The sequence below is a fragment of the Flavobacterium hibernum genome (assembly GCF_000832125.1).
Classification (GTDB): domain Bacteria; phylum Bacteroidota; class Bacteroidia; order Flavobacteriales; family Flavobacteriaceae; genus Flavobacterium; species Flavobacterium hibernum.
Map to the genome: position 1 here is coordinate 260,881 of NZ_JPRK01000007.1, position 25,257 is coordinate 286,137.

At 31.6% G+C, this 25,257-nt stretch carries 26 protein-coding genes; 12 read left to right on the forward strand and 14 right to left on the reverse strand.

Going from position 1 to position 25,257, the window contains the following annotated elements:
• Window positions 1–16: 16 nt before the first annotated feature.
• Complete coding sequence (locus IW18_RS08400) at window positions 17–1,195, forward strand: Pycsar system effector family protein (RefSeq protein ID WP_041517145.1); 1,179 nt, start codon at window positions 17–19, stop codon at window positions 1,193–1,195.
• Window positions 1,196–1,533: 338 nt separating this feature from the next.
• On the opposite strand, the gene IW18_RS08405 is transcribed toward IW18_RS08400, so the two are convergent.
• Window positions 1,534–3,903, reverse strand: coding sequence for a GAF domain-containing protein (locus IW18_RS08405; RefSeq protein ID WP_041517146.1), 2,370 nt, complete (start codon window positions 3,901–3,903; stop codon window positions 1,534–1,536).
• 228 nt (window positions 3,904–4,131) lie between these two features.
• Here IW18_RS08405 and IW18_RS08410 point away from each other — a divergent pair, with 228 nt between their 5' ends.
• Together IW18_RS08410 and IW18_RS08415 are read left to right on the forward strand one after the other, a co-directional pair.
• Window positions 4,132–4,884, forward strand: a complete 753-nt coding sequence (locus tag IW18_RS08410; RefSeq protein ID WP_041517147.1) for a glucose 1-dehydrogenase — start codon at window positions 4,132–4,134, stop codon at window positions 4,882–4,884.
• Between the two features lie 77 nt (window positions 4,885–4,961).
• On the forward strand, window positions 4,962–5,543 hold the full coding sequence (locus IW18_RS08415) for a TetR/AcrR family transcriptional regulator (RefSeq protein ID WP_041517148.1): 582 nt from the start codon (window positions 4,962–4,964) through the stop codon (window positions 5,541–5,543).
• A gap of 87 nt (window positions 5,544–5,630) precedes the next feature.
• Here IW18_RS08415 and IW18_RS08420 read toward each other — a convergent pair whose 3' ends face one another.
• From IW18_RS08420 to IW18_RS08465, 10 genes are all read right to left on the reverse strand, one after another.
• The gene (locus IW18_RS08420) at window positions 5,631–6,689 is read right to left on the reverse strand and encodes a nucleoid-associated protein (RefSeq protein WP_041517149.1); all 1,059 of its coding nucleotides are present in this window, start codon (window positions 6,687–6,689) and stop codon (window positions 5,631–5,633) included.
• Between the two features lie 45 nt (window positions 6,690–6,734).
• A complete protein-coding gene (locus IW18_RS08425; RefSeq protein ID WP_041517150.1) occupies window positions 6,735–7,094 on the reverse strand; it encodes a four helix bundle protein in 360 nt (119 codons plus the stop codon).
• A gap of 118 nt (window positions 7,095–7,212) precedes the next feature.
• Window positions 7,213–7,752: an IS1096 element passenger TnpR family protein gene (locus IW18_RS08430; protein ID WP_041517151.1), complete on the reverse strand. Its 540-nt coding sequence runs from the start codon at window positions 7,750–7,752 to the stop codon at window positions 7,213–7,215.
• Between the two features lie 228 nt (window positions 7,753–7,980).
• Window positions 7,981–8,580, reverse strand: a complete 600-nt coding sequence (locus IW18_RS08435; RefSeq protein WP_041517152.1) for an HPP family protein — start codon at window positions 8,578–8,580, stop codon at window positions 7,981–7,983.
• A gap of 81 nt (window positions 8,581–8,661) precedes the next feature.
• Window positions 8,662–9,939: a chloride channel protein gene (locus IW18_RS08440; RefSeq protein WP_041517153.1), complete on the reverse strand. Its 1,278-nt coding sequence runs from the start codon at window positions 9,937–9,939 to the stop codon at window positions 8,662–8,664.
• A 331-nt stretch (window positions 9,940–10,270) separates the two neighbouring features.
• Entirely contained in the window at window positions 10,271–10,660 is a 390-nt protein-coding gene (gene gloA2 / locus IW18_RS08445) for an SMU1112c/YaeR family gloxylase I-like metalloprotein (RefSeq protein WP_041517154.1), read from the reverse strand.
• 2 nt (window positions 10,661–10,662) lie between these two features.
• Window positions 10,663–11,235, reverse strand: a complete 573-nt coding sequence (locus IW18_RS08450; RefSeq protein WP_041517155.1) for a sugar O-acetyltransferase — start codon at window positions 11,233–11,235, stop codon at window positions 10,663–10,665.
• A gap of 27 nt (window positions 11,236–11,262) precedes the next feature.
• Window positions 11,263–12,747, reverse strand: coding sequence for a hypothetical protein (locus IW18_RS08455; RefSeq protein ID WP_041517156.1), 1,485 nt, complete (start codon window positions 12,745–12,747; stop codon window positions 11,263–11,265).
• 45 nt (window positions 12,748–12,792) lie between these two features.
• A complete protein-coding gene (locus IW18_RS08460; protein ID WP_041517157.1) occupies window positions 12,793–13,251 on the reverse strand; it encodes a YciI family protein in 459 nt (152 codons plus the stop codon).
• Between the two features lie 12 nt (window positions 13,252–13,263).
• Window positions 13,264–13,722, reverse strand: a complete 459-nt coding sequence (locus IW18_RS08465; RefSeq protein ID WP_041517158.1) for a DinB family protein — start codon at window positions 13,720–13,722, stop codon at window positions 13,264–13,266.
• A 155-nt stretch (window positions 13,723–13,877) separates the two neighbouring features.
• Here IW18_RS08465 and IW18_RS08470 point away from each other — a divergent pair, with 155 nt between their 5' ends.
• The 8 genes from IW18_RS08470 (at window position 13,878) to IW18_RS08505 (ending at window position 20,679) form a co-directional block, all read left to right on the forward strand.
• Window positions 13,878–16,043: a TonB-dependent receptor gene (locus IW18_RS08470; RefSeq protein ID WP_041517159.1), complete on the forward strand. Its 2,166-nt coding sequence runs from the start codon at window positions 13,878–13,880 to the stop codon at window positions 16,041–16,043.
• A gap of 441 nt (window positions 16,044–16,484) precedes the next feature.
• Window positions 16,485–17,108, forward strand: coding sequence for a hypothetical protein (locus IW18_RS08475; RefSeq protein ID WP_041517160.1), 624 nt, complete (start codon window positions 16,485–16,487; stop codon window positions 17,106–17,108).
• 21 nt (window positions 17,109–17,129) lie between these two features.
• Window positions 17,130–18,488 carry a 2TM domain-containing protein gene (locus IW18_RS08480; RefSeq protein WP_041517161.1) on the forward strand — a complete coding sequence of 453 codons (1,359 nt, stop codon included), beginning with the start codon at window positions 17,130–17,132 and terminating at the stop codon, window positions 18,486–18,488.
• Window positions 18,488–18,790 (forward strand): 2TM domain-containing protein, encoded by a 303-nt coding sequence (locus IW18_RS08485; RefSeq protein ID WP_041517162.1) that lies wholly within the window; start codon window positions 18,488–18,490, stop codon window positions 18,788–18,790. The genes IW18_RS08480 and IW18_RS08485 overlap by 1 nt, the downstream gene beginning before the upstream one ends.
• 2 nt (window positions 18,791–18,792) lie before the next feature.
• A complete protein-coding gene (locus IW18_RS08490) occupies window positions 18,793–19,098 on the forward strand; it encodes a 2TM domain-containing protein (RefSeq protein WP_041517288.1) in 306 nt (101 codons plus the stop codon).
• A gap of 16 nt (window positions 19,099–19,114) precedes the next feature.
• Window positions 19,115–19,483, forward strand: coding sequence for a 2TM domain-containing protein (locus IW18_RS08495; protein ID WP_041517163.1), 369 nt, complete (start codon window positions 19,115–19,117; stop codon window positions 19,481–19,483).
• Between the two features lie 16 nt (window positions 19,484–19,499).
• A complete protein-coding gene (locus IW18_RS08500) occupies window positions 19,500–19,874 on the forward strand; it encodes a 2TM domain-containing protein (RefSeq protein ID WP_041517289.1) in 375 nt (124 codons plus the stop codon).
• Window positions 19,875–19,911: 37 nt separating this feature from the next.
• Window positions 19,912–20,679 carry a LytR/AlgR family response regulator transcription factor gene (locus tag IW18_RS08505; protein ID WP_041517164.1) on the forward strand — a complete coding sequence of 256 codons (768 nt, stop codon included), beginning with the start codon at window positions 19,912–19,914 and terminating at the stop codon, window positions 20,677–20,679.
• 1 nt (window position 20,680) lies between these two features.
• Here IW18_RS08505 and IW18_RS08510 read toward each other — a convergent pair whose 3' ends face one another.
• From IW18_RS08510 to IW18_RS08525, 3 genes are all read right to left on the reverse strand, one after another.
• Complete coding sequence (locus tag IW18_RS08510; RefSeq protein WP_123902524.1) at window positions 20,681–21,094, reverse strand: hypothetical protein; 414 nt, start codon at window positions 21,092–21,094, stop codon at window positions 20,681–20,683.
• Window positions 21,095–21,222: 128 nt separating this feature from the next.
• Complete coding sequence (locus tag IW18_RS08515; protein WP_041517166.1) at window positions 21,223–22,248, reverse strand: COX15/CtaA family protein; 1,026 nt, start codon at window positions 22,246–22,248, stop codon at window positions 21,223–21,225.
• Window positions 22,249–22,606: 358 nt separating this feature from the next.
• Entirely contained in the window at window positions 22,607–24,037 is a 1,431-nt protein-coding gene (locus tag IW18_RS08525; RefSeq protein ID WP_041517168.1) for a CCA tRNA nucleotidyltransferase, read from the reverse strand.
• Window positions 24,038–24,447: 410 nt separating this feature from the next.
• On the opposite strand from IW18_RS08525, the gene yaaA reads away from it, so the two are divergent.
• Window positions 24,448–25,206, forward strand: coding sequence for a peroxide stress protein YaaA (yaaA, locus tag IW18_RS08530; RefSeq protein ID WP_041517169.1), 759 nt, complete (start codon window positions 24,448–24,450; stop codon window positions 25,204–25,206).
• Window positions 25,207–25,257: the final 51 nt, after the last annotated feature.

Genomic DNA, 25,257 nt, shown 5'->3' on the forward strand with positions numbered 1-25,257 from the left:
TATAAAAATATTCTTTATGAATCTAATAGAACAATCCGAGGATTTCGTCAGTAATTTACTCAAAGATAAACTTTCTAATCTATATTCTTACCATAATTTCAACCATACTTTAACAGTTGTAAATGCGGTTAAAGAGCTTTGCAAAAAAGAGGAAGTAAACGATGATGAAAAAGAAATGCTTTTGATTGCCGCTTGGTTTCATGATACGGGCTACATTACAGGTTATGAAAATCACGAAAAAGAGAGCGTGAAAATTGCAACCGCTTTTTTGAAAGAGAAAGAACAATCTGATGAATTTATTGCCAAAGTTTCGAATTTGATAATGGCAACTGTTAAAGAATATATTCCAAAAACACATTTAGAAAAAATAATTAAAGATGCCGATTTTGCTCATTTAATGGGAACAGAGTACGCAACTACTTGTGAACTATTGCGCATTGAATTGAAAAACACTTGGAATTTAAATTTTTCTAATGAAGAGTGGGCAAAAGAGAATTTGAATTTTTTACTGAATAAACACCGTTTTTATACGGATTATGCGCAACGAAAGTGGCAACCTTTAAAAGAGAAAAACCTACTTCTGGTACAAAAGAAAATCAAGAAACAAGCAAAGAAAGCCGCAGATGCCGTTGAAGCCGAGAACAAAAAGAATAATAAAATCGAAAAACCAGATCGTGGTGTCGATACTTTGTTTCGTGTCACTCTAGGAAATCATACACGCTTAAGCGGAATTGCTGATAGTAAAGCTAATATCTTACTTTCTGTAAATGCTATTATTATTTCGATTGCACTATCTTCTATTATTCCAAAATTAGACAGTCCTAAAAATGCCCATTTAGTAATTCCAACTTTCATAATGTTGATGTCTAGCGTTATTACTATAATTTTTGCTATTCTTTCGACAAGACCAAAAGTAACAACCGGCGTTTTTACCCGCGAAGACATTGAGGCAAAGAAAATAAACTTATTGTTTTTTGGAAATTTCTACAAAATGCCGCTCGAAGAATATGATTGGGCAATGAACGAAATGATGAAAGATCGCGATTATTTATATTCAACCATGATCAAAGATTTATATTATCTGGGATTGGTTTTACAGCGCAAATATAAATTGCTACGAATTGCGTATAACTTTTTTATGATTGGAATTATCATAACCGTAATCTCTTTTGTTATCGCTTTTAAATCGATTTAATTTTTGGTTGAGTAAGTTAAAAGCTTTGTCAAAATAAACATGATTAAGCAGTTATAACCGCATTTTTGTCATTCCGAGGGACGAGGAATCTCCGCAAGAAACTAACACAAAGTTTTTCCTAAATTGTCGAGCTACTCGTGAAGATTCCTCGTTCCTCGGAATGACAAGACTATATAATATACTATATTTCAAGTTTACGTTTTTTTTTGTAAAAAGTTCCGAAGGAACGATCTATTTTGTAGCAACGGATTTTAATCCGTTGAAAAGAATAAAAAAAATAGTTTTGTCATTCGAAATCGAGATAACAAAAATGCGGATACTAAATCTGCATGCATTAATTAGTTAAGTTCATCTAATAAATCCTGATACGTAATTTTTTGCGCCACAGGATTAGCATTATTATTTATTACTTTCACACGAATTGCTCTTAAACCAGAAACACCTTGTAGATCTTCGACTTCAAATTGTTCAATTGATGGTTCGAGAATTTTCTTGTGTTGCAAGTATTTAATATATTTTAAATATTCAGTTTCTTCGCTATTTTGCGAATACACAATCGTTATTTTTTCCTTTTCAGTAATACGTTCGCTACTTCCTTTAATGTTCGATTTATCAATACGTTTTTTTACAACCTCATATCTTGCGTTGTAAGTTCCGTCAACATCAAAACGTTTTTCATCCATTCTAAAACGAATCGAAAGCGGAGCACTAAAAACCAAAATCAACGAAGTAACATCCAGTTCATAAGGCAAAGAAGCTTTAAGCTGATGATGTTCCAATTCCATTTCGCATAACGTTTGCAATTGCCACAAACGCAAGTTGTGCAAATACATAATATCAAAAGGTTTCGTTGGAGCGATCGATGCTCCTATATAGAGATTATGTTCTACACCATCTGTTTTAAAACGTTCGTAATAATGCGGATAAATTTGTTGTGCTTCAATTTGTTTTTTGTCCAAAACCGAAGCCAGTTTTTTATTTATAATAGACATTGCATTATCAAATTTCTTGCGCTCTTGATAAAACAATCCGCTTTTTTCATCCAAGCTTTCAAAATACAAACGTTCCAGTTTTTCGCTTTTTTCAGTCTCTTTCGTATTCTTTAACAGCGGATGAATTTCTTCTTCGATATAACGTTGAATATGCTGTTCTGTATCAGCTTTTAAAGGAAAATTCAATTCATCTCGGAATGATTCCAATTCAAATTTTCTTTGCTCCAGTAACACCAAATTAGTATTAGGATCTTGCGATTCAAATATCTTTAATAAAGCCGTTAATTGGTTTTGAAGATCTTTTTTTACCGTTTCATTTCTATGTTCAGATGAACCTTTAATGTCTATTTGTCCATATAAAGGGTAAACATTTTTAAACACAATTTCCTTAAAAATATAATCTTTAGTATGATTAATATTCTGAAAGTAATTTTGAGATTCACGTTTAAATTTCCAATACACACTTGGGTGAATCGTAGTATATTCACGTTGAATAATAGCTTCAATTTGATGTTGCATATCCGTATTGTAACGATCAATAGTATCCGTTAAATACGGTAAAACCAATTCCAGTTTAGTTGCGTTAACACTATTTAAACCTCTTAGAGTTGAAGAAACCAGTTCTACAACGCCCAGTAAATGTCCGTCCTTTATAATTGGAGCAAAGACACAACTCATAATACCTTGCTTTAATAAATGTTCGCCAAGCTTTTTATTGTCTGATTCTTCAATGAATTTTTTTACATTAGAAATAACCAAAGGTTCTTTTTTGTCTAATAATTTTTCGAAAGAACATCCAAAAAGAGCATTCTTACAATCGACTTCCTGATCTTTTGAAAGTAAGAAACTTTGCAGTTGAGTTTCAAATTTTATAGGTCTAATAAACTTTTCTTCTTCAGGATTGTAAACAATAAAACCAACTCTTAAATCAGGAATTTTAAAAATCGATTTAAAAATATTAGCTATAATTTCATCTGTTGCAACAGATTTTGAATCAGGTTTTAATAAGTTACTTTTCAGATTAGAAATAGCACTTTCTGTAGTAGCATCAAATAATGAAACAATTCCAAAACCTTTTAAAGTCCAGCTTCCTTTAGGAAATTTTGTTTTCCAAAGTTCAATATCGTTGTAATTGTCAAGCAACAAATCAATATCATCTTGAGTTAAATGCAAGGAATTTTCAGTTGGAATAATTTCCATGAAATCTGCATTATACAAAATGCGATAATGTTTTTCTACACCCTCTTCGTCCGGAATATCATAGAAAAAAGGTTTATTAAAGTCAATATGCTGTTTATAATAACTACTTAAAATTAAACAACAATTATTGATATAGAATTGATGATCATCAAAGTCTCGAATTTCCATGTCGAACTCAGAGCCCGCGTTACTTAGGATTTTTTTGAAACGTTCTGTATAATTAAATGATAGATTTTGAAATGGAATGGTAACCGCTTTAATTTCATTGTTAGTCAAAGCCGTTGGAAATAAATCTGCCAAAAGATATTTAATCACGGCTTCATTATTTTTAATAATATCAAAATTTTCAATTCCGGTTCGTAATTCCGGAATTGGTTCTATTTGTTTTAAAATTGCTTTTGCGTAGTTCGCTCTGTAATCAACATTTGATAAAGCAATTTCTTCAAAAGATTCAATTAGTTTATGAAATGAAATTATGGTTTTAAAGGGACTTTCGTTGTATAAATGAATATCCATCTGAATTTGTTTTTAGACTACAAAATTAAGCATAAATTAAGAATCAACAGCATTTTGCAGTTTCTTTCGCTGGATATAATAGCGCTGTAAGCCTTTATAAATGGGGATATTTTGTGTAAGTTTTGTATTTTAACTAAATATTAACATTAATAATAACGGAACGATCGTTCCGTTATTATATCTTTGTAGTGTAATAATTGAATAATCAATAACTTAAAAAATAATAAAATGAAAAATTTAGAAAACAAAGTAGCAATTGTAACAGGTGGAAATAGTGGAATTGGTTACGCAGCGGCAGCAGAATTTGTGGCACAAGGAGCGAAAGTAATTGTAACAGGTAGAAACAAAGAAGCCTTGGCAAAAGCTGAGACAGAATTAAAAGTAACAGGAATTGTAGCAGATCAATCAGATTTAAAATCTATTGACAGTTTAGTAGAGCAAGTTGCAGCGCAATTTGGTAAAGTAGATATTCTATTTCTTAATGCTGGAACTGCTGCTTTTGCTCCGGTAGATTTTGCTTCAGAAGAGCATTATGACAGTATTATGAATGTAAACGTAAAAGGGGTTTATTTTACCGTTCAAAAAGTATTACCAATCTTAAATGATGGAGGTTCAATTATTTTTAATACTTCAATAAATGCTCATGTTGGTATGCCAAATTCAAGTGTTTATGCTGCAAGTAAAGCTGCGGTTCTATCATTAAATCGTGTTTTTGCTACAGAATTAGCGCCTAGAAAAATTAGAGTTAATGCCGTTTCTCCTGGTCCTATCGAAACTCCGCTTTATGGAAAATTAGGTTTAGAAAAAGAAGAAGTAGAAGGTTTTGGATCAGTTTTGGGAGAAAAAATTCTATTGAAACGTTTTGGACAAGCTTCAGAAGTTGCTAAAACAGTTAGATTCCTTGCTTCAGACGATGCGTCATTTATAACTGGAACTGAAATTGTTGTAGATGGTGGACTTACTGTTAACGCTGTAGTTTAATTATATTTTTTTTGAGCAAATTCAGGAACGATTGTTCCGTATTTTATATCTTTGCAAAGTAATTTAATAAAGTAATCATGGCTAGAACAAAGGAGTTTAAAGAAGATCAGGTTTTAGATAAAGCTATTGAGATTTTTTGGCACAAAGGGTACAACGGAACTTCGGCGCAGGATTTAGTAATGCATTTAGGTTTAAGCCGTTCTAGTTTGTACGACACTTTTGGAGACAAGCAGAAGCTTTTTGCCCAATCGTTGCGACGTTATCAGAAAAATGCACAAGATCAAATTATTGAGCTTTTTGACAAATCGGAGAATATCAAAGAAACTTTACACGATATTTTTAAACAAGCTGTTGTAGAAAGTCTCGACGATAGAATTACAAAAGGTTGTTTTATGGTAAATTCGTCTATAGAACTTGCGATGCATGATGAAGAAATAGCCAAAATAGTAAAGAGCAACAGTCAGAAAATGGAAGAGGTTTTTACAAATGCGGTACAAAAAGGCCAAGATTTAGATCAGATTTCTAAAAGTAATGAAGCAAAAGTTTTGGCTAGATTTATTTTTAACAATTATTCTGGAATTCGGGTTTTGGCGCGTACTGGCGAAAGAGATAAACAAGTTTACGATGATATTATAAAAGCTTTATTTTCTGTATTATAATTTAACGAATAATTAAAATAAAAAACGGCAATTACTAATGTAGTTGCCGTTTTTTGTTTTAAGTAAGTAATAGAAAATGAATGACTTCTAGCTTTTTTCTTCTTTGTTGAAGTAAACTAGGTAGTAATACATTTGTTTTTCTTCATCCCAACCTTTTTCAACAAATTTTTCTGCACTTTCAGGATTGATAAAATCCATTTTAATCTGAATGTGAGTATCTAGATTAATAACGTTTTTAATCGATTTTCTGGCGTCAGAAACTGCTGCGTTTGCAATAGGGAATGAGGTTACATCTTCGATGCTATATTTTTCTCCTTTATCAACTTTGTAATTTTTGAATTCAGGAATTAAGTCTGGATTGTCTAATACTTCATTTAAGAAATTTTGTTCTTCAAACTGATCGTTTTTTGCAAAATAATTTACAGAACGGTTCATAAACATTACTTCTTCTTTTTTGTCTTCTGCCGGTAAAACAACATCTTTTGCGAAGTTCTGGCAGAATTTTAAGTATTTTTTAGTGATGAAGTTTTCATCTTCAAAAGCATCAACAGATAAAAAGTGCTCTAACCAGTAACGTGCATCATAACGGTTACTGTCTACAGTTAGAATTTTATAACCTTCTTCTTTTTTGTAATTAAAAATCAAACAACCTTTATCCAATTTGCTCAGGTTAATACCTTGTTGCAAAATCATTTCCAGGTTACTGTCTTTCTCTTCAAATTGTAAAAAGTCGGCTTGTAACTCACTTTTAAAAATTCCGATAGCATCAACAACATTATTGTCGATACTTAAATTTGTTAAATACGTTACATAAACCTCTCCGTTTTTAATGTGCGGGTGATTAGACTGTTCGAATAAATGTGTAGTGATTCTTTTTGAAATCTCCTGTAAATTCGCAGGATTATCAAAAATCTCTGTAGCATATTTAAACATGTCGTTGTAATCCAAATCGACTTCGTGCGCAAACTGATAATAGTTTTCTTCTTTCTCTCTAAAAGGCTTAAAGAAGTATTCTTTTACCAAGGGAACAATTTCATCATTTAAGTTAAAAGGTTGTTCCGATAAAAAAATTGCTTCGTTTCTGCTTTTGTTTCCTACGCGGTGTATCGCAAGCGTCTCGATGTGGGTGTTGAAAAGATTTATCATGTATTTATTTAGGTTCAGAGTGGCAGAGGATCAAAGGGACAAAGGTTAGTTACGGGCTTTTATTTTTCTAATAAAAGCACTTAACATTCGTTCTATTTCTCTGCTTTCTCCATTTATTTTATTAAATTGATTCTCGTTTATATACTTTAAATTGAATGAGATTTCAAGTTGCGTTTGCATTTCGAATAATGACGAAATTGAAATGTTTAAAAATCGTAAATAATCATTATTTCCATCTCTGCCATAACCTTCTGCAATATTACTGGGTATTGATATTGAACATCTTCTGATTTGTGAAGATAGTCCATAAATTTCTTCTTTAGGAAATGAATTTGTTATTTGGTAAATCTCGGTAACTAAGTTCATTGATTTTTGCCAAATCAAAAGGTCACGAAAAGTATTCATATTGTTTGTATTTAAAAAAATAAATACAAAAATAAAAATATTCCTACTTTTTAAATCAAAGATTTAAAATAAAAACCTCTAAACCTTTGTAACTCTAAACCTCTGTACCTCTAAAAGACTAATTCCAATTTTCTTCAAATCCGTAATCTTCAAAACTGTCATCGCCTTCGAACATGTCTAGATCTTCTTCGTCTAAATCATCTTCAAACTCGCCGTAGATGTCGTCGTGCATATCAGCTTCAAAGCTTTTTTCTCCAGAATCATCAGGCATTTCTCCATGCGAAAATAAAGTTTCAGGATAAGGAGCTCCTGCGATTTGATCTTCAATAGCAGCCAATTCAACTAAGAAAGTCCACATATTGATAAAATCGTAAACGTAGATAATTTTAGTGTTTTCCTTGTCTAAGATAGAAGATAATGGATAATCGCCCATAGTTCGTTGTTCACCCGGAACATCACCTGTATCAAAAAGCGGAATTTCATCTTCTTGATTCCAAGTTTCATCGCAAGTATAAAACGAAGCTACTTCCATTCCGTCAAAACCAAAAGCGTTGAAGATTGCATTGTGTAAATCCTCAAGAGTATCGTCTTCAAGAATTGCAATGTCTCTAAAAATATCTTCTTCGGCGTCTAGAATTACTCTAAATTTATAAACCATAATCTTTGTTTTTATTGAAAGCTCAAAGGTAAAATATAAAAAACGAAATACGAATTAGGAATTGAGATTTGTTGAAAAGATTTTAGATTATTTAGAAGTCGATGTAGTTTGTCATTTCGAGGAACGAGAAATCACACTAGATAACAGGCAAAGCTTATCGACAATTATTCGCTTAGTTTGATGTGGGATTTCTCGTTCTTCGAAATGACAAGTAAAACTGAATAATTTCTATTTCCTAACCAAACGTTTTCTAATCTTGTGATAGTGTTTATGGTAAGTACTATGACTAGGATATGACCTGCTTGAAGTCATATTGTTGAATATTAATGCTGTTATAAACAGAATTAACACACCAATTAAAACGGGAGAAATAACATACATATATCCTAAATCTTTTATTTGGCTAGAAGCCGTAACAGCAATAAGTGCAGTTGCTCCTCCCGGCGGATGTAAAGTTTTGGTAATTTGCATAAATATAATGGAAAGTGAAACGGCCAATGGAGCGGCTATCCAAACAATATCCGGAACCAATTTATTTACAGTTACGCCAATAAATGCAGAGATTAAATGACCACCAATTAAGTTTCGTGGTTGTGAAAATGGACTTTGGATAATACCATAAATTAATACACTTGAGGCTCCAAAAGATCCAATTAAATACACCATATCATTTCCTGAAAAGTGTATGGATTGAAGGTATGATAAAATTCCAATTCCAACGAATGATCCTAAAAATGACCAAAAGTGCTCTTTGTAATCGACTAAAGTTTCTTTGTAAAGTATGTAACGAGTTTTACGATAGCCTCTTTTTATTTTGGGAGTTGGCATAAATGCGAAATATTTATTGTGGTATTATTCATTGCAGATTTAATGAATGTTTAAAAAATCTGCACAATCTGAATTGAAAAATTATTTAATTAAACTAGGAGAATAAGTATAAACGGTATGCGGATAAATCATTTTGGCCGTGTATTTTGAAATCAAACAAACTACCAGAATAGGTAAGAACAATGTATAATCGTTCGTTAAACCGCATACTAAAAATATTGCTGTAAAAGGCGCGTGAATACTGGCACTTAATACAGCTGCCATTCCAATAATCATGAAGTTAACCGGAATTACATTTACATGAAAAAAGGTATTTAGTATAGAAGCCAGTAATAATCCTAAAAATGCTCCAATAAACAAACTAGGAGCAAAAACTCCACCATCACCTCCAGAAGCTAGAGTTATAGAAGTTACGATAGGTTTAAGAATCAATATTCCTATAAAAGTTAAAGCTAATGTTACAGTTAATGGAATTTGTGATGAGTTACTAAAAATTGCTTTTATAGCGTGATATCCTTCTCCATATAATTGAGGAAAAATGAAAAGAGAAACGCTCAATACTACTGACCCAATTAATATTTTATAATAATGTGTATCGATTTTTCCAAATTGAGATTTAAAAAATAAAACACAACGTGTTAAATAAACCGAGTTCATTCCGGCTAAAATTCCTAAAAGAATAAAATAAGGAATCGCTTTTAAATGCCAAGTTGTTATTGAAACCGCAAACAACGGTTCTTCTTTTAAAATTGAAAGTAAACCAAAAGCAATAGAAACGGCAATAACATTTGAGATGATAAACGCACGTGTTACTTTTCTGGAAATAACCTCAAGAGCAAATAAAATACCTGCAATTGGGCTGCTAAAAAGTGCCGTAACTCCGGCTGCAACTCCCGCGCAAATTAACTCCGTTTTGTATTTGCGAAAAACATTTTCTTTCTCGTGTGCAACAGAACCAATTGTAGCAGTTGCAACAACAGTCGAAACTTCGATTCCTGTTGAACCTCCAAAAATAACAGTAAGTAAGCCGTTTATAAAATGAGATGGAATTTTATAAGAGGGAAGATTTTTTTTAGTTTTTGTACTTTCAAAAACCTCTTTGATTCCTTTGTTTTCTTTTTTCTTGAAAAGATATTGTCTCAGAAAATAAATTACCGATAATCCGAATGCTGGAAAAATGACATAATAAATAGGATTTACCGAAACTTCATGAAAGAAGATTTCCTCGTAATATTCCGTAATTTTTTTAAGAGAAATTCCTAAGAAAGCAGATAAAAATCCAATTAAAATAGAGACAATAACTAATTTTTGAAAGACAATAAATTGATGATTCTTTTTGATTTTCGCCGTTTTGTTCATCAGAAGTAAATTTGTAAATCGCGGGATTTTGTTTGCGATTTCACAAAATTAGAGAATCAAATTGGTTTTTTAGTGAAAAAGACTCAATATATTGTGTTAAAACTTATTAAATAGGATAATTCTTTCAATGATTTTTTTAGGAATATTGCGATATAAAGCCCTTAATAAAGTATGGGTTTTTACTCATTGACTCCAGCTTTAGCTGGAGATATTAGATGGTAAAATTTTAAAATAAAAGGGCTTTAGCCAAACTCATAACTATAGTTTGGCTAAAGCCTTTTATTATTTTAACTATTCCACCAGCTAAAGCTGGCGGCAATTTACAAGATTATTACCTTTCATAAAATTCAATAGGCAATTCGTCCGGATCAGCAATAAAAGTGAATCTTTTTTCGGTCGTTTCGTCAATTCGTATAGGTTCTGACTCCACATTTTTTGTGTCTAAAAAAGCAATTGTTTCTTCTAAATTAATTACTTCAAAAGCCAAATGACGCAAACCAACTGCTTCTGGCCTTGAAGGACGCTTGGGCGGATTTGGGAAAGAGAATAGTTCTACAACATAAATACCATTTAAAGCCAAATCAAGTTTATAAGATTGACGTTCCTCTCGATAAATTTCTCTAATAATGGTCAAGCCCAAAACCTCTGTATAAAAAGTTTTAGATTTTTGATAATCGGAGCATAAAATGGCGATATGATGTACTTTATTTAAGGTAAGCATTTTTATTTTTGTTGTGATTCTTGATTTAATTTTCTAATTACTTTTGCCGGATTTCCAACGGCCAATGAGTTGTCTGGAATATCTTTTGTGACAACAGATCCAGCTCCAATAACACAGCCTTTCCCGATGGTAACACCTGGACAAATTACAGAATTTCCGCCAATCCAGCAATCATCTCCAATAGAAATTGGCAAAGCGCTTTCTAATGTTTTCCTTAACTCAGCGTCAAGCGGATGAGTTGCCGTATAAATTTGAACATTTGGTGCAAAAAATACATTTGAGCCAATAGTGACAGGCGCACAATCTAAAACGACACAATTTACATTAAAATAAACATTGTCTCCGCACGAAATATTATAACCATAATCGCAATGAAATGGAGGTTCGATATAAAAATTGCTGCCCGTATTAGGAATTAATTCTTTTAAAATTTCCTTTGCCTTTTTAGTTAAGCGATATTCAGTTACGTTTAAACGGTGCAAGTAATTTTTAGCTTTTCGGCGGTCTTTTACTAAAGTGGGGTCACCAGCGAGGTAATATTCTCCTGCGATCATTTTTTCTTTTTCTGTTTTCATATTGTTTCAGCTAGAATAATTTTGTCTTTACTTGATGTTATTTTTTTTAAGAATTTCGTTTAGAGAATCACTTCCCCAATCTTCGTTCATATTTTTGTTTTTCTTTCTTGTATCCAGAATTCTTTTATTAATGGATTGATCTTTAAAAGAAATTAACGTTTCGACAATTTGTAAATATACATGAGGATTATCTTCTGTTTTTAATCTTTTAAAAAGCGTTTCAGTAAAAGAAGCGTCTTTTAACTCTAATACTTTTGTACAATACATTTCAAAATCATTCACATAAGCATTAGTGATTTTGTCTTTGATTATATCGTATGCTAACGATTTATCATTTAGTAAAATGAAATTTAGCATCGTTTCATCTAGATTTTCAGAAAACATGCTTTTGCTTATCTTGGGAATTACTTTTGTCTGTTTTATTTGATAATTTGACAACAGCTCTTTTTTACTTAACTCAAGGGTTTTAGCACTATTAAGCTTTAAAAAATAATCAAAACCGTCTATCGTAATAATATGCTCATTCTGCCAAATTTTCCATAATAGATCGTCATACAATTCACATTTGTTGGCTAAAATAGCTTCGTAAACAAATTCGATATGATACTTTTTAATATCATGATGCTGAACTTTTGTAAATGGAATTGTTAGTAATTCTAATGCCTTTTGGTTTTTATATGCGGCAATTGCTTTATATAATTCTTTCCATTCATGAGAAAAATGATCGTTATCTAAAGTTAGATATAATTTTTTTTCTAAAAGTGGAAAAAAATGAGAATCTGGAAAATTTTGTATGGCTTGATAAGTGAAATAATATCCGCTTTCCCTATCTTCATCGCGTTCTCTATTTTTAAGAATCAGTTCTATGTCTTGTGGGTTTTTATACTTAGAAAGTGTAATTAAAGCACTTTGATTATGATGTTTTAGGACCATTTCTCTCACTTTAGGATATAAATACTCCGTTGGAACTGCATTTTCGATTGCATCATATCCAGCATAAAGATTATTTTCCTTGTCAATTAAAAGACTTTGCAGCTTTTTAAATTCCGTTTGATTTAATTGTTGAACATCGGTATTTTCGTATTTTGGATTAACAAGGTTGATAAAAAAATCACCCACTTTTTCCATTGACCCAATGCACCCAAATTGAGTTTTTACAGTTGTGCTATCTGTAATATGATCTTTAACTATCGAAAACAAATTGGTATTTTTATTAGATGCTAACGCCCAGAAAGAATAGCATCTTACAACTCCATTTGAATGATTGATAAGTGTTAATAGTTCTTGCTTTGATGCATTCTTTTTTAATTCTTCAAAGTTTTCATATTGTTTTGGTTTAATCCCAGCAGAACCCACTGCAGAACCCATAAGAACATTTATTTTTTCTATTTTTTTAACGATTAGATTGGTCTCATTTGATATTTCGGAACTCGTTTTTCCGGAACAACCAAATACCAGAAATACCAATATTAAAGATGTAATTATAGAAGTCTGTAAAATAAATTTATTCATATTGATTAAAATGGGGATTTCATTAAAAATTAGAAACGGTCGCTGTTATATCTTTTTCTTAGCAATTTTTTCGTGAATTTTTAATGTTTCCTGTAAAGCGGCGGTTGCATACCAAGGTGTTAATTCCGCTTCTAGTAATTTGGCATTTATTGCAGGATCTGTGGTAACGAGAGCTTGCGCTTCTTCGATAGTTTCAACATTAAAAATATAAATTCCTCTATAATTTCGATCATTTTTCATAAAAGGCCCTGCTACAACCAATTTTCCTTCTTTGGCTAATTTTCCAATATTTGCCATATGACCTTCAAACAATTTTTTTGTTTCTTCTTTTGAAGCAGTTGTATTTGTACCGGATTTCAATAGGCAGAAAACATATTTTTTCATTCCATATTCATCAGCTTTTAGAGATTTTGCCAGACTCTCGTCATATTTGGTGTCGGTTTCTTGCGAAAATCCAATCGAGGTAATCAATAAAAATGCTAGTATTTGAAGTGAATTTTTCATGAGAAAATGTTTTTAAAGTAACTTTTTCAAAATAACAATTTGCCCTAAATGATAAACATCATGCTGAATGATACCGTGAAGATGTTCGTAATAAGTGTGATTATTATTTGCGTAAATTTTATCTAAATCGGCATCATTAAAATCAACAAAAAAGGCATTCCATGATTCTTGCGATTTTTCCAGATTTTGAAGTGATTGTTCCCACGCAGCTTCAGATGGATCTATAACAGGTACAAAATAATTGTGGTCAGGAGTTATAATCGTTTCTCCCTGAACACGTCTTAAAATGTTTCTTCTCCATTGTATTAAGTGGTTGACAATTTCCCAAATAGTGTTTAGTTTAGGATTTATTTTCCTGTAAGCTTGTTCTGCATTAACATCTTTTAAAGTCTTTGCTAAAGTCACCTCCAGCCAAGGTTCTCCATTATAAACGGACTGATATAGATTCGAAATTCTTTTGTTTTCTGACATAATCGATAGTTTTTAAATCCTGATAGCTAATATACAAATAAGTATTTTACAACTCATCCACGAAATTCTACAATTGGGTTATTTAATATTTTTTAACAAGAATTGTTAAAATATATTTGCCTCATCAAAACCAAAGACCACCAAAAATTAATACCATGAAAACCAAGTTACTTTTTACAATTTCCTTTTTATTTTTAACCGCTTTTACTTTTGCCCAAAATACTATTTCGGGAAAAGTATTGGATCAAAAAGGAAAACCAGTTCCGGGAGCCAATATTTATTTAGACGGAACTTATGACGGAGCTACAAGTTCTGAAACAGGAGATTTTTCGTTTGAAACTACTACAACAGGAAATCAAACTTTGGTGATTAGCTTTTTATTGTATGAAACTTTTAAAAAAGAAATTGATGTCACTAATTTTAAAGATCAATCGGTAAAACTAAGAGAAAATGTAAATGCGCTTGACGCGGTTGTTATTACAGCTGGAAATTTAGATTCTGGCGATAAAGCAAGAGTTTCGGTATTAAAACCTTTAGATATTGTTACTACGGCTGGTTCAGCCGGAAATATTATTGCTGCTTTGCAAACATTGCCCGGAACACAAAATGTTGGAGAAGATGGACGTTTGTTTGTTCGTGGAGGGGAAGCTAGCGAAACGCAGACATTTGTAGATGGAATTCGCGTAGCACAACCCTATGGCGCAACAACCAATAATTTGCCAACGCGTAGTAGATTTTCACCTTTTTTGTTTAGTGGAATGTCTTTTTCGACAGGAGGTTATTCTGCAGAATATGGAGAAGCTTTATCTAGTGTTTTACTTTTGAATACAAAAGATGAAGCCGATCAGAATAAAACAGATATTTCTTTTATGACCGTTGGTTTGGGAGTTGGAAATACGCAAAAATGGAAAAAAAGTTCGTTAAGTGTTAATACCAGTTATATAAATTTAGCGCCTTATCAAGCCGTAATTCCGCAAAATGTAGAGTGGAACAATCCGTATCAATCTTTTGGTGGCGAGGCAGTTTATCGTTACAGCTTAGAAAGGGGGATTTTTAAGTTCTATGCCGCTTTTGATGCTGAGAAATTTGACTTAAATCAAAAAAATGTCAATTTTAAAGATCCAATTAGAACAGATTTAGACAATAACAACTTTTATTTGAACGCCTCTTACAAAGGAGATTTTGGAACAGGCTGGCAGCTTACATCAGGAATTAGTTATGGCTACAGCAAAAATAAAGTCAAATACGATATTAACGATATAGACAGTAACGAAAATGCTGCTCAGTTAAAATTGAAGCTGAGAAAAAACATTTCAAACTATTTTAAATTATCATTTGGAGCAGATTATTTTATCACAAAATTTAATGAGAATTTCGATAATAACATTTCTATAAAAACAGCAAATGGTTACGATTCTAATATTGCCGCTTTTTATACGGAAGGAGATATTTTATTCTCGAAAAATCTGGCTGCAAAAGTAGGTTTTAGACTTTCGAACAATAGTTTACTAGACGAAACGAAACTTGCGCCAAGAGCTTCAATTGCGTATAAGTTTTCAAAAACCAGTCAACTTTCATTTGCTTACGGAGATTTTAGTCAAACGCCTGTTGTCGATTATATTAAATTTTCAAGATACCATCAGTTTGAAAGTGAGAAAGCACAACATTATATCCTGAATTATCAGTTTACAAAACCGGGTCAAATTTTTAGAGCCGATTTATATTATAAAGATTATAGTAATTTGGTTCAATACAATACAAGAGATATTCAGTACAATTCAGTATTCAATAATAACGGTTCAGGTTATGCAAAAGGTTTAGAATTGTATTGGAGAGATAGTAATTTGTACAAAAACTTAGAATACTGGATTTCATATTCTTATATTGATTCTGAAAGACTTTACAAGAATTTTCCAACTATGGCAACTCCAAATTTTATTGCCAATCACAGTTTGTCAATTGTAACGAAGTATTTTATTACGGATTGGAAATCACAAGTTGGTTTTACTAATAGCTACAGTTCAGGACGTCCGTATAATGATCCCAACCAAACGCAATTCATGAACGGAAAAACAAAATCATACAATAGTTTGAGTTTTAACTGGGCCTATTTATTAACAACTCAAAAAATATTGTACTTCTCGGTTTCAAATATTTTAGGAACTCAAAATGTTTACGGTTACGATTACGCCAAATTACCAGACCCAAATGGAGTTTATCAAAGACAAGCTGTTGTGCCAACCGCAGATAGATTCTTTTTCGTAGGTTTCTTTTGGACAATCAGCCAGAATAAAAGTGAGAATCAATTGAAGAATTTATAGAGGAAGGTACAAAGTGGCAAAGGTTCAAAGGGACAAAGTTTTTTATGAAAATAGATTAAATAGTTTAAAATATTTAAGTAAACCTTTGTCTTTATTCTGCACTTTGTCAGGTAACTAAAAAGAAAACCTATGAGCCTTTGCAACTCTGAACCTTTGAACCTCAAGAAAAAAAAACAATTCAGTAACCAAATTCAACAACTCAGTATTATTTAATTTTAAAACAGTAAAAAGCAACATACTTTTGAAGTATAAATTAAAAGGAACAAAGTAGCAAAGCTTCAAAGGGACAAAGTTTTTTGTGAAAATAGATCAAAAAAATAAAGCATTGAATTAGACCTCTGAACCTTTGCAACTCTGAACCTTAAAAAAAGAAGTTTTAATCATCAATCAAAAATTATAAAATCAAAATCCTAGTAATTAATCAATTAAAAAAAAGAAATCATGACCAAGATTATTACAATTATCACATTATTTATTTGCAGTTTATTATCTGCACAAACACAGTTTGAACAAGGAATGGGAAAAGCTTTTGGGCTTTGGAAAGAAGGGAAAAATACAGAAGCTTCGGCATTATTTGAAAGAATTGCAGCAGCCGAAAAAACAAGTTATTTGCCAAATTACTATGTAGCTTTAATTAATACTACATCGGCATTTTCTGAAAAAGATAAAACTAAACTTAATTTGATGTTGACAAAAGCACAAGACGCATTGGATATCGAATTGATTAAAGATCAAAATAATGCCGAATTATATGCTTTGCAAGCTCTAATTTATACGGCTTGGGTTGTAGCTGACCCAATGACAAACGGAATGAAGTATTCGGCTAAAGTGATGGAAGCTTATGCAAAAGGAAAAGCGATCGACCCAAATAATCCAAGAATTGTTTTTGGCGAAGCCGATTATCAAATTGGAGGAGCAAAATGGTCAGGAGTAGACACAAAACCATTGTGTGCACAAGTTGACAAAGCTGTTGAACTTTTTGCTACTTTTAAGCCAGAAACTCCTTTTTCGCCAAAATGGGGATTAGAAAGAGCACTAGAAGTTCAGAAGAACTGCAAAAAATAAATTTAATATATACTGAATAGAATGAAAGACTATAGAAGCTCGTTTGGGGATTTAAAAAGTGGAACAATTACCTGTTTCAAGATATCTATGGTCTTTGCAGTAATATTTATAGCGCTTCTGGGAGATGATTTAAGTGTAAAAAGCGTTCTGGTTACATTTGGTGTAAGTTGCCTTTATTCTTTTGGATTGGGTTTTGGTAACGGATATATAAGTGTTTATCTGGATAAAAAATGGGATTGGCTGGAGCAAACAAATCTTAGGGTTTATTTTGGAATCATAATGACTGTTTTATATACCATTCCAGTAGTTCTAGGTATAAATTACTTCATTTTTGTGATCCTGCAAGGTGTTACTTTAGACGTTTTTTTTGGTCCAAAAATGATTTGGATACATATTTTTTATATCATTCTCTCATTAGGAGTTTCCACTTTTATGCAAGCCAGAAGTTTTATGGTAAAATGGAAACAGGCTTCAAAATTTGAAATAACACAACAAAAAATAATTGCCGGTACTGCAAATGCCAAATTTGAAAGTTTAAAAAATCAAATCGACCCGCATTTTCTTTTTAATAGTTTAAATGTTCTTAGTTCTTTAATCGAAGAAAATCCGGATAATGCACAACGATTTACCACTTCATTATCTAAAATTTATCGTTACGTTTTAGAACAAAAAGATAAAGAACTGGTATCGGTAGAAGACGAATTGTCGTTTGCAAAAACATATATGAATTTGCTGAAGATGCGTTTCGAAAATAGTTTGTTTTACGAATTACCAACAACAGGTATAAATCCAGAGGCAAAAGTAGTTCCGTTATCGTTACAGCTTTTACTCGAAAATACCGTAAAGCATAATGTTGTAAGTGAGCAAAAACCGCTTCATATCAGGATTTTTGTAGATGGAGATTATTTGGCAGTACAAAATGATTTTCAGAAAAAAGAAGTTTTACAAGACAGGCAAGGAGTAGGGTTGCAAAATATTGTTAATCGATATTCTATTATAACAAACAGAAAAGTACTGATTGAACAAAACGAAGAAAATTTCACCGTTAAAATTCCAATTTTGACCAAACAAATTTCAGTTATGGAAACAAGTGCAGATTACAGTGATGAAAATAAAGCTTATTTCAGAGCTAAAAAAAGAGTAGAAGAACTAAAGGGATTTTACGGAAACGTAATTTCATATTGTTGTGTAATACCATTTTTAATATTTATTAATTTAAGGTATTCGCCAGGATTTCAATGGTTTTGGTTTTCGGCTTTAGGATGGGGATTTGGAGTTGTAATGCATGCGTTTAAAGTGTTTGGTTACAGTTCTGATTGGGAAGAACGAAAAATCCGCGAGATTTTAGAAAAAGAAAACAAGCAAAAAACCTGGAAATAATGGAACCTAATTTTACAGAAACGGAACGCTATTATCAGGCTCAGAAAAGAGTAAAAGAAATTAGAGGATTTTATGAGCATTTAATAGTTTTTATTCTTGTTACCATAATTTTAATTGTAATAAACCTTATGACATCACCAGAATATTTATGGTTTTTATGGTGTATAATGGGTTGGGGTGTAGGGGTGGTTTTTCATGGATTGAAGGTTTTCGCAATTTCGCCCTTTTTTAATAAAGAATGGGAAGAACGAAAAATTAAAGAGTTTTTAGAGAAAGATAAAAATAAACCAACTTGGCAATGATCATGGAAGTAAATTTGAATGAAGAGGATAGATACTATTTGGCAAAAAAGAAAGTCGAGAGTATTAAGGGGTTTTATGGAAATTTAACCTCGTATATAGGTGTAAATGCGATTCTGATTTTTATTAATCTTTATACATCGCCGGAGTATTTATGGTTTTTTTGGCCATTAATATGGTGGGGAGTTGGAGTTGTTTTTCATGGATTAAAAGTTTTTGAAGTATTTCCGGTTCTGGGAAAAGACTGGGAAGAAAAAAAGATTAAAGAATTTATGGAGAAAGAGAAAGAAAGCAGAGATAAATGGCAATAATTTAATAAAAACTGAGATGGGACGATATAGAAGACAGATGTACGAAGAGTACGGACACGAATTTAGTAATGACGAAAGTTTTAATTTGGCATATAAAAAAGTAAAAAGAATAAAAGGATTTTATTCGCATTTAAAAGTTTATATCATTGTTAATGCAATTATCATTATATCAAATTTGAACAGACATTATATTGGGAATCACTTTGAGTTAAGAGGTTTTCAAGATTGGGAAACTTATTCGACTGCATTTTATTGGGGAATTGCATTGGTAATTCATGCTTTTACAGTATTTGGACCTGATATTTTTTTCGGGAAAGATTGGGAACAAAAGGAAATCCAAAAGTACATGGATAAAGATGCCCAGAATAAAAATAAATGGGAGTAATGTAATTAAGAAATATATGAAACAATTTGCAAGAAATGTGTACGAGCATTATACAAAAGAATTTAGTGCCGATGAAGAATTTAATTTGGCATACAAAAAAGTAAGAGAGATTAAACGTTTTTATTGGCGTCTAATGATTTATTTAATTGTTAATGTTGCTATCATCGTTTCAAATCTAAATAATGATTTTTTCCAAATAGGAAACAAAGGTGCACATTATGGAATTTTTGATCTGAAAACTTATACCATTGCCATAATATGGGGGATCGCTGTATTGGTTGACGCATTTAAAGTTTTTGGACCTAATATTTTTTTTAGTAAAAATTGGGAGCAAAAGAAAATCCAAAAATATATGGATAGAGAAGCTCAGAATACCAATAAATGGGAGTAATTTTATATTAAATTTTCAATTTTTGCATCGTATTTAAATGACCACATTAATAATAGAAGACGAAAAACCAGCTGCAAGATTATTGCAACGAAAACTAGAAAAGTTAGATATTGCTGTCGAAACCATGTTACATTCTGTAGAAGAATCAATTCATTGGTTTACAAATAATGATCATCCAGATCTTATATTTCTGGATATCCAATTATCTGATGGTTTGTCGTTTGAAATTTTCGAAAAAATAAACATTCAAAGCGCCATTATTTTTACAACGGCTTACGATGAATATGCTTTAAAAGCATTCAAATTAAACAGTATTGATTATCTTTTAAAACCAATAGACGAAGATGATCTTGAAGTTGCTGTCGCAAAATTTAAAACAAGATTACCAAAAGCAAGTACAGAAACTTCAAACCTGCAACTTGATTTTGAGCAAATACGTCAAATGTTATCAAACCCATTCGAAAAGAGTTACAAAAAACGTTTTACAGTAAAAATTGGGCAACATTTAAAAGTTATTACTACAGATGAGATCGAATGTTTTTTTAGCGAAAACAAAGGAACTTATATTCATACGTTCGATAATCGAAATTATTTAATCGATTCGACTTTAGAAATCTTAGAGCAAGAACTGAATATGAAAGATTTCTTTCGCGTAAGCAGAAAATATATTGTTCCGCTTACAGCCATTAAAGAAATTCAGGTTTATACCAATTCTCGACTTAAAGTAATTTTACCAACTTACAAAGAAGATGAGGTAATTGTGAGTCGAGAAAAAGTACAAGATTTTAAAGCTTGGTTGGGTTAAATTATCGGTCTAATGTGGACATAATTTCGATAGCTCCAAATTTCCAATCCGGATTCATTTGCTGAGCATCCGAAGGTTTTATAAAAGTAATAGATGAAATTTTAAGCACCGTATCATTAGCTGTATTAGTATAAATATACTTTATAAGTTCATCATATGGTAGGTTTTTACTATCTGCTTTACTACCAAAAACGCCAATTTTAGCTAACATTTCGGTTGATGGAATCTCATTTTTTAGAGAAGAATTTTCAATATTATTTTTGTAAAAAGTATCTAAAATATATTTTTTGGTCGTAATTATGATCACGCCACTCTTCGAATCATATTTTTGCGAAGCATCATCACCTTTGTAAACCGACATTGTCGAAATATCATTTGGATTTAGTGGTTCTAGAATAGATTGTACCTCATTCATAAAACCAATTTTTTTGGAATCCAATATAACCAACGGATTTTCTTTATTTTGCCCAGAAACAAGGCAAGTGAAAAGAATTGCAAACAAAAAGCAGAATTTTTTCATAAATATTTTTTACGAAAGTTAGTTTATTTACTCAACCTGTGCAACGTATACGTCATTGCGCTTAAAAGGAAAAAAGCCATAATTTGGTGAATTAATCCTAATGCCAACGGAACGCTGTATAAAAGTGTAAAAACACCCAACGCAAATTGAATAAAAACAAAAACTACCAAAGTTTTTACTCCATGCGATTGGTTTCTTGTAAGCGAAAATTTAGTGCTCTTGTAGTATAGAAAAAGAATAAGTGCTACAACAACATAAGCAAAAGTTCTATGTACGAACTGAACACCACTTTTTCCTTCTATTAAATTTTTAACCAAAGTCGATTGTTCGATAAATACAGAATCGTGTATAAATTGCCCATCGCTCATTAAAGGCCAATGATTGTGAATTAATCCTGCATTTAAACCAGCCACAAAACCACCATAAATAATTTGAATTAATAAAGCTACCAAAGCAAATCTGGCAATATTACGAAGCGGAATAACTTTAGTGATGCTGCGTTCCGGATAAATTAAATCTAATGCAACCCATAAAGTATATGCAAAAGTGATAAAGGCAAAAGTTAAGTGCAACGAAAGTCTAAAATGACTTACATCTGGATTGTCAATTAATCCGCTGCGAACCATAAACCAACCCAAGAAACCTTGAAATCCTCCCATTGCCAAAAGAACGATACACTTTTTGATAGTAGAACGATCCAGTTTTTTTCTGATTAAGAAATAAACAAAAGGAACAAAGAAAACTAACCCAATGATTCGACCAATAAAACGGTGAAACCATTCCCAGAAGTAAATAAATTTATAATCTGAAAGTTGAAAGTCATTGTGAATATTGATTTTTTGATACTCAGGGAATTTCTTGTATTGCTCAAAAGCTTCATTCCATTTGGCTTCCGTTAAGGGCGGGAAAGTATCTGTAACCAAATGCCAGTCTGTCATTGATAAACCTGAGTTAGTCAAGCGCGTAATTCCGCCAACAACAACCATTAAAAATAATAAAACACAACCTGATAGTAACCAGAAGATTACTGATTTATTCTCTTTTTTCATTCTTTTCCGATTAATTCGATTTCATTCTTTGTTTTGGAAATTCTTTTTAAATAGAACTTCGTAAAATATATATTTATTATAATGCTTAAAGGAAATATAATAATTCCAATGATGATTCTGTACGTATAAGTTGATGTGTCAATGTCAAGATTCAACAAATCAATAAAAGCGGGGCTTGACAAAATAGCAGCAACAATAAAAATTATAGAACAGGGAAAAATCAGACACATTAAAAAATGAATTAATTTGTATTTGAAATGATTCTTTTCAATTTTCTTTAATTCTTTAAAAAAAGTAAAATTAGGATACACAATTATAGTAAAAAGTATTACTAAAAAAATCACGCCCAATTCGTCCATTACTTTTTAAGCGTTAGATTTAATTTTGCGGCTCTTTTAATTACAAAATCGTAAGCTGCTTGATATTCGTTTGGAATATCACCTTCTAAAATGGCTTCTTTAACAGCTTCTTTTAAAACTCCAATTTCACGTGAAGGTTTTAAATCGAACATCTCCATAATTTCTTCCCCTGAAATTGGCGGTTGAAAATTACGAACATGATCGCGCTCTTCAACTTCAACAATTTTCTTGCGAACGATTTCAAAGTTCTTGTGATACTTCTTAAATTTCGACGGATTTTTGGTTGTAATATCGGCTTCGCACAAAGTCATTAAATTCTCTACATCTTCACCTGCATCAAAAACTAAACGACGAACAGCACTATCAGTTACAATGTCTTCAGCCAAAACAATTGGACGCGAACTCATAATAACCATTTTTTGCACAAATTTCATTTTGTGATTCAATGGCATATGAAGGCGTTCGAATATTTTTTTAGCCATTTTTCCACCCAGAAATTCATGTCCGTGAAAAGTCCAGCCTTGTTTTTTATTAAAACGTTTTGTTGGAGCTTTCCCAATATCATGTAATAATGCCGACCAGCGTAACCAAACATCATCTGTATTTGGGCAAATGTTGTCGACAACTTCCAGAGTGTGGTAAAAGTTGTTTTTGTGCGTATGACCTTCAATTTCTTCTACCTGATTTAAAGCTGTTAATTCAGGTAAAATAAGATCTAAAAGTCCTGTTTTGTATAAAAGTAAAAAACCGATAGAAGGTTTGTCAGTCGATAGAATTTTGTTCAATTCATCGACAATTCGTTCTCCGGAAATGATTTTGATTCTTTCGGCATTCTTAGTAATGGCATCAAGAGAATTTTTTTCGATTTCAAAATTCAATTGATTAGCAAAACGAATCGCACGTAACATTCGCAAAGGATCATCAGAATAAGTAATATCTGGATCTAAAGGCGTTTTTATTGTTTTATTCTCTAAATCTGCTAAACCATTAAATGGATCAGAAAGATCACCAAATGTTTTTTCGTTTAATGATAAGGCCAAAGCATTAATGGTGAAATCACGACGATTTTGATCATCTTCCAGCGTTCCGTTTTCAACAATAGGATTTCTGCTGTCAAAATTATAAGACTCTTTTCTGGCGCCAACAAATTCAATATCGGTGTCTTCAAAACGTAACATTGCTGTTCCGTAAGTTTTGAAAACTTGTACTTTAGGTTTTTTAGGAAGTAATTCAGAAACTTTCAAGGCCAATTCGATTCCGCTTCCAACGGCAACAACATCAATATCTTTTTTAGAACCTCGATTTAAAAGTAAATCCCGAACAAAACCACCAATAACATAACTGTCTACGTTAAGTTCCTGAGATGCTTTCGAAATAACTCCGAAGATTTTGTGTTGTAAAGCTGTTTTATAGTTTGTTTGTATCGCCACGAATTCCTTAGTTTATAAATAATAGGTTTCTTTTATTGAAGAAAAAGAAACGTGCGCAAATTTACAACATAGAAAATGCCTATTATAATGTATCGCTCACTTTTTTGAATAAATTCACAGTTTGAGACATCAATTTTTTTAGAATTGAGAATGTGGTGCCACGAATTACACTAATTTCCACGAATTTATTTTTTTCTGCCACAGATTAAAAGATTATCAAGGATTTTAATTTGTGCAAATTCATGCAATTCGTGGCGAAAAATATAGTAATGTTTTAAGGAATAAAAAGAATCTATCTAATCCTGTAATCTGTGGCAAAAAAAGATTTATAGCGATATAAAACAAATCAATTGCAATAATATTTTTTTAGAAATTCAATTTGTATTTTTGAATCATACAAAAACGTACACATGAAAATTGTTATATCGCCAGCGAAGTCATTAAATTTCGAAAAAGAATTACCTACTACTCAATATACTGAACCGTCATTTTTAAAAGAAGCACGCCAGGTTCACAAAGTTTTAAAAGAAAAAAAGCCGACTGAATTATCTGAGCTAATGTCGATTTCAGAGAAATTAGCCGATTTAAATTGGGAACGCAATCAAAAATGGAAAACGCCTTTTACACCAGAAAATGCACGTCCGGCAATTTATACTTTTGATGGAGATGTTTATACTGGTTTAGATGCCTATACAATTCCGCTAGAAAAATTAGAAGTTTTGCAAAGTAAACTTAGAATTTTATCTGGACTTTACGGAGTTTTGAAACCACTTGATTTAATGCAGGCTTACCGTTTAGAAATGGGGACCAAATTGCCAATTGGCGAATACAAAAATCTACATGAATTTTGGAAACCAACTGTTACCAAAGCTTTGAATAAGGAATTGACAAAAGGAGAATTATTTGTGAATTTAGCCAGTAACGAATATTTTTCGGCAGTTGATGTAAAAGCTTTAAAAGTTCCTGTAATTACACCGGATTTTAAAGATTACAAAGATGGAAAATTAAAAATGATTAGTTTCTTTGCCAAAAAGGCGAGAGGTATGATGGTACGCTACATTATCGATACCAATGCCGAAACGATTGATGATTTAAAAGGTTTTAACTACGAAGGATATCAGTTTGATTCGAATCTCTCTAAGGGAAATCATTTGGTTTTTACAAGGTAAATTTTGAGGAACAAAGGTTCAAAGGTTCAGAGGTTTTTTTAAAAGGTTCTG

What these genes read in the sequence shown, in the direction of transcription:
- IW18_RS08400 (WP_041517145.1), top strand. Translation starts at nt 17, where the DNA reads ATGAATCTAATAGAACAATCCGAGGATTTCGTCAGTAATTTACTCAAA.
- IW18_RS08405 (WP_041517146.1), bottom strand. Translation starts at nt 3,903, where the DNA reads ATGGATATTCATTTATACAACGAAAGTCCCTTTAAAACCATAATTTCA.
- IW18_RS08410 (WP_041517147.1), top strand. Translation starts at nt 4,132, where the DNA reads ATGAAAAATTTAGAAAACAAAGTAGCAATTGTAACAGGTGGAAATAGT.
- IW18_RS08415 (WP_041517148.1), top strand. Translation starts at nt 4,962, where the DNA reads ATGGCTAGAACAAAGGAGTTTAAAGAAGATCAGGTTTTAGATAAAGCT.
- IW18_RS08420 (WP_041517149.1), bottom strand. Translation starts at nt 6,689, where the DNA reads ATGATAAATCTTTTCAACACCCACATCGAGACGCTTGCGATACACCGC.
- IW18_RS08425 (WP_041517150.1), bottom strand. Translation starts at nt 7,094, where the DNA reads ATGAATACTTTTCGTGACCTTTTGATTTGGCAAAAATCAATGAACTTA.
- IW18_RS08430 (WP_041517151.1), bottom strand. Translation starts at nt 7,752, where the DNA reads ATGGTTTATAAATTTAGAGTAATTCTAGACGCCGAAGAAGATATTTTT.
- IW18_RS08435 (WP_041517152.1), bottom strand. Translation starts at nt 8,580, where the DNA reads ATGCCAACTCCCAAAATAAAAAGAGGCTATCGTAAAACTCGTTACATA.
- IW18_RS08440 (WP_041517153.1), bottom strand. Translation starts at nt 9,939, where the DNA reads ATGAACAAAACGGCGAAAATCAAAAAGAATCATCAATTTATTGTCTTT.
- gloA2 (WP_041517154.1), bottom strand. Translation starts at nt 10,660, where the DNA reads ATGCTTACCTTAAATAAAGTACATCATATCGCCATTTTATGCTCCGAT.
- IW18_RS08450 (WP_041517155.1), bottom strand. Translation starts at nt 11,235, where the DNA reads ATGAAAACAGAAAAAGAAAAAATGATCGCAGGAGAATATTACCTCGCT.
- IW18_RS08455 (WP_041517156.1), bottom strand. Translation starts at nt 12,747, where the DNA reads ATGAATAAATTTATTTTACAGACTTCTATAATTACATCTTTAATATTG.
- IW18_RS08460 (WP_041517157.1), bottom strand. Translation starts at nt 13,251, where the DNA reads ATGAAAAATTCACTTCAAATACTAGCATTTTTATTGATTACCTCGATT.
- IW18_RS08465 (WP_041517158.1), bottom strand. Translation starts at nt 13,722, where the DNA reads ATGTCAGAAAACAAAAGAATTTCGAATCTATATCAGTCCGTTTATAAT.
- IW18_RS08470 (WP_041517159.1), top strand. Translation starts at nt 13,878, where the DNA reads ATGAAAACCAAGTTACTTTTTACAATTTCCTTTTTATTTTTAACCGCT.
- IW18_RS08475 (WP_041517160.1), top strand. Translation starts at nt 16,485, where the DNA reads ATGACCAAGATTATTACAATTATCACATTATTTATTTGCAGTTTATTA.
- IW18_RS08480 (WP_041517161.1), top strand. Translation starts at nt 17,130, where the DNA reads ATGAAAGACTATAGAAGCTCGTTTGGGGATTTAAAAAGTGGAACAATT.
- IW18_RS08485 (WP_041517162.1), top strand. Translation starts at nt 18,488, where the DNA reads ATGGAACCTAATTTTACAGAAACGGAACGCTATTATCAGGCTCAGAAA.
- IW18_RS08490 (WP_041517288.1), top strand. Translation starts at nt 18,793, where the DNA reads ATGGAAGTAAATTTGAATGAAGAGGATAGATACTATTTGGCAAAAAAG.
- IW18_RS08495 (WP_041517163.1), top strand. Translation starts at nt 19,115, where the DNA reads ATGGGACGATATAGAAGACAGATGTACGAAGAGTACGGACACGAATTT.
- IW18_RS08500 (WP_041517289.1), top strand. Translation starts at nt 19,500, where the DNA reads ATGAAACAATTTGCAAGAAATGTGTACGAGCATTATACAAAAGAATTT.
- IW18_RS08505 (WP_041517164.1), top strand. Translation starts at nt 19,912, where the DNA reads ATGACCACATTAATAATAGAAGACGAAAAACCAGCTGCAAGATTATTG.
- IW18_RS08510 (WP_123902524.1), bottom strand. Translation starts at nt 21,094, where the DNA reads ATGAATGAGGTACAATCTATTCTAGAACCACTAAATCCAAATGATATT.
- IW18_RS08515 (WP_041517166.1), bottom strand. Translation starts at nt 22,248, where the DNA reads ATGAAAAAAGAGAATAAATCAGTAATCTTCTGGTTACTATCAGGTTGT.
- yaaA (WP_041517169.1), top strand. Translation starts at nt 24,448, where the DNA reads ATGAAAATTGTTATATCGCCAGCGAAGTCATTAAATTTCGAAAAAGAA.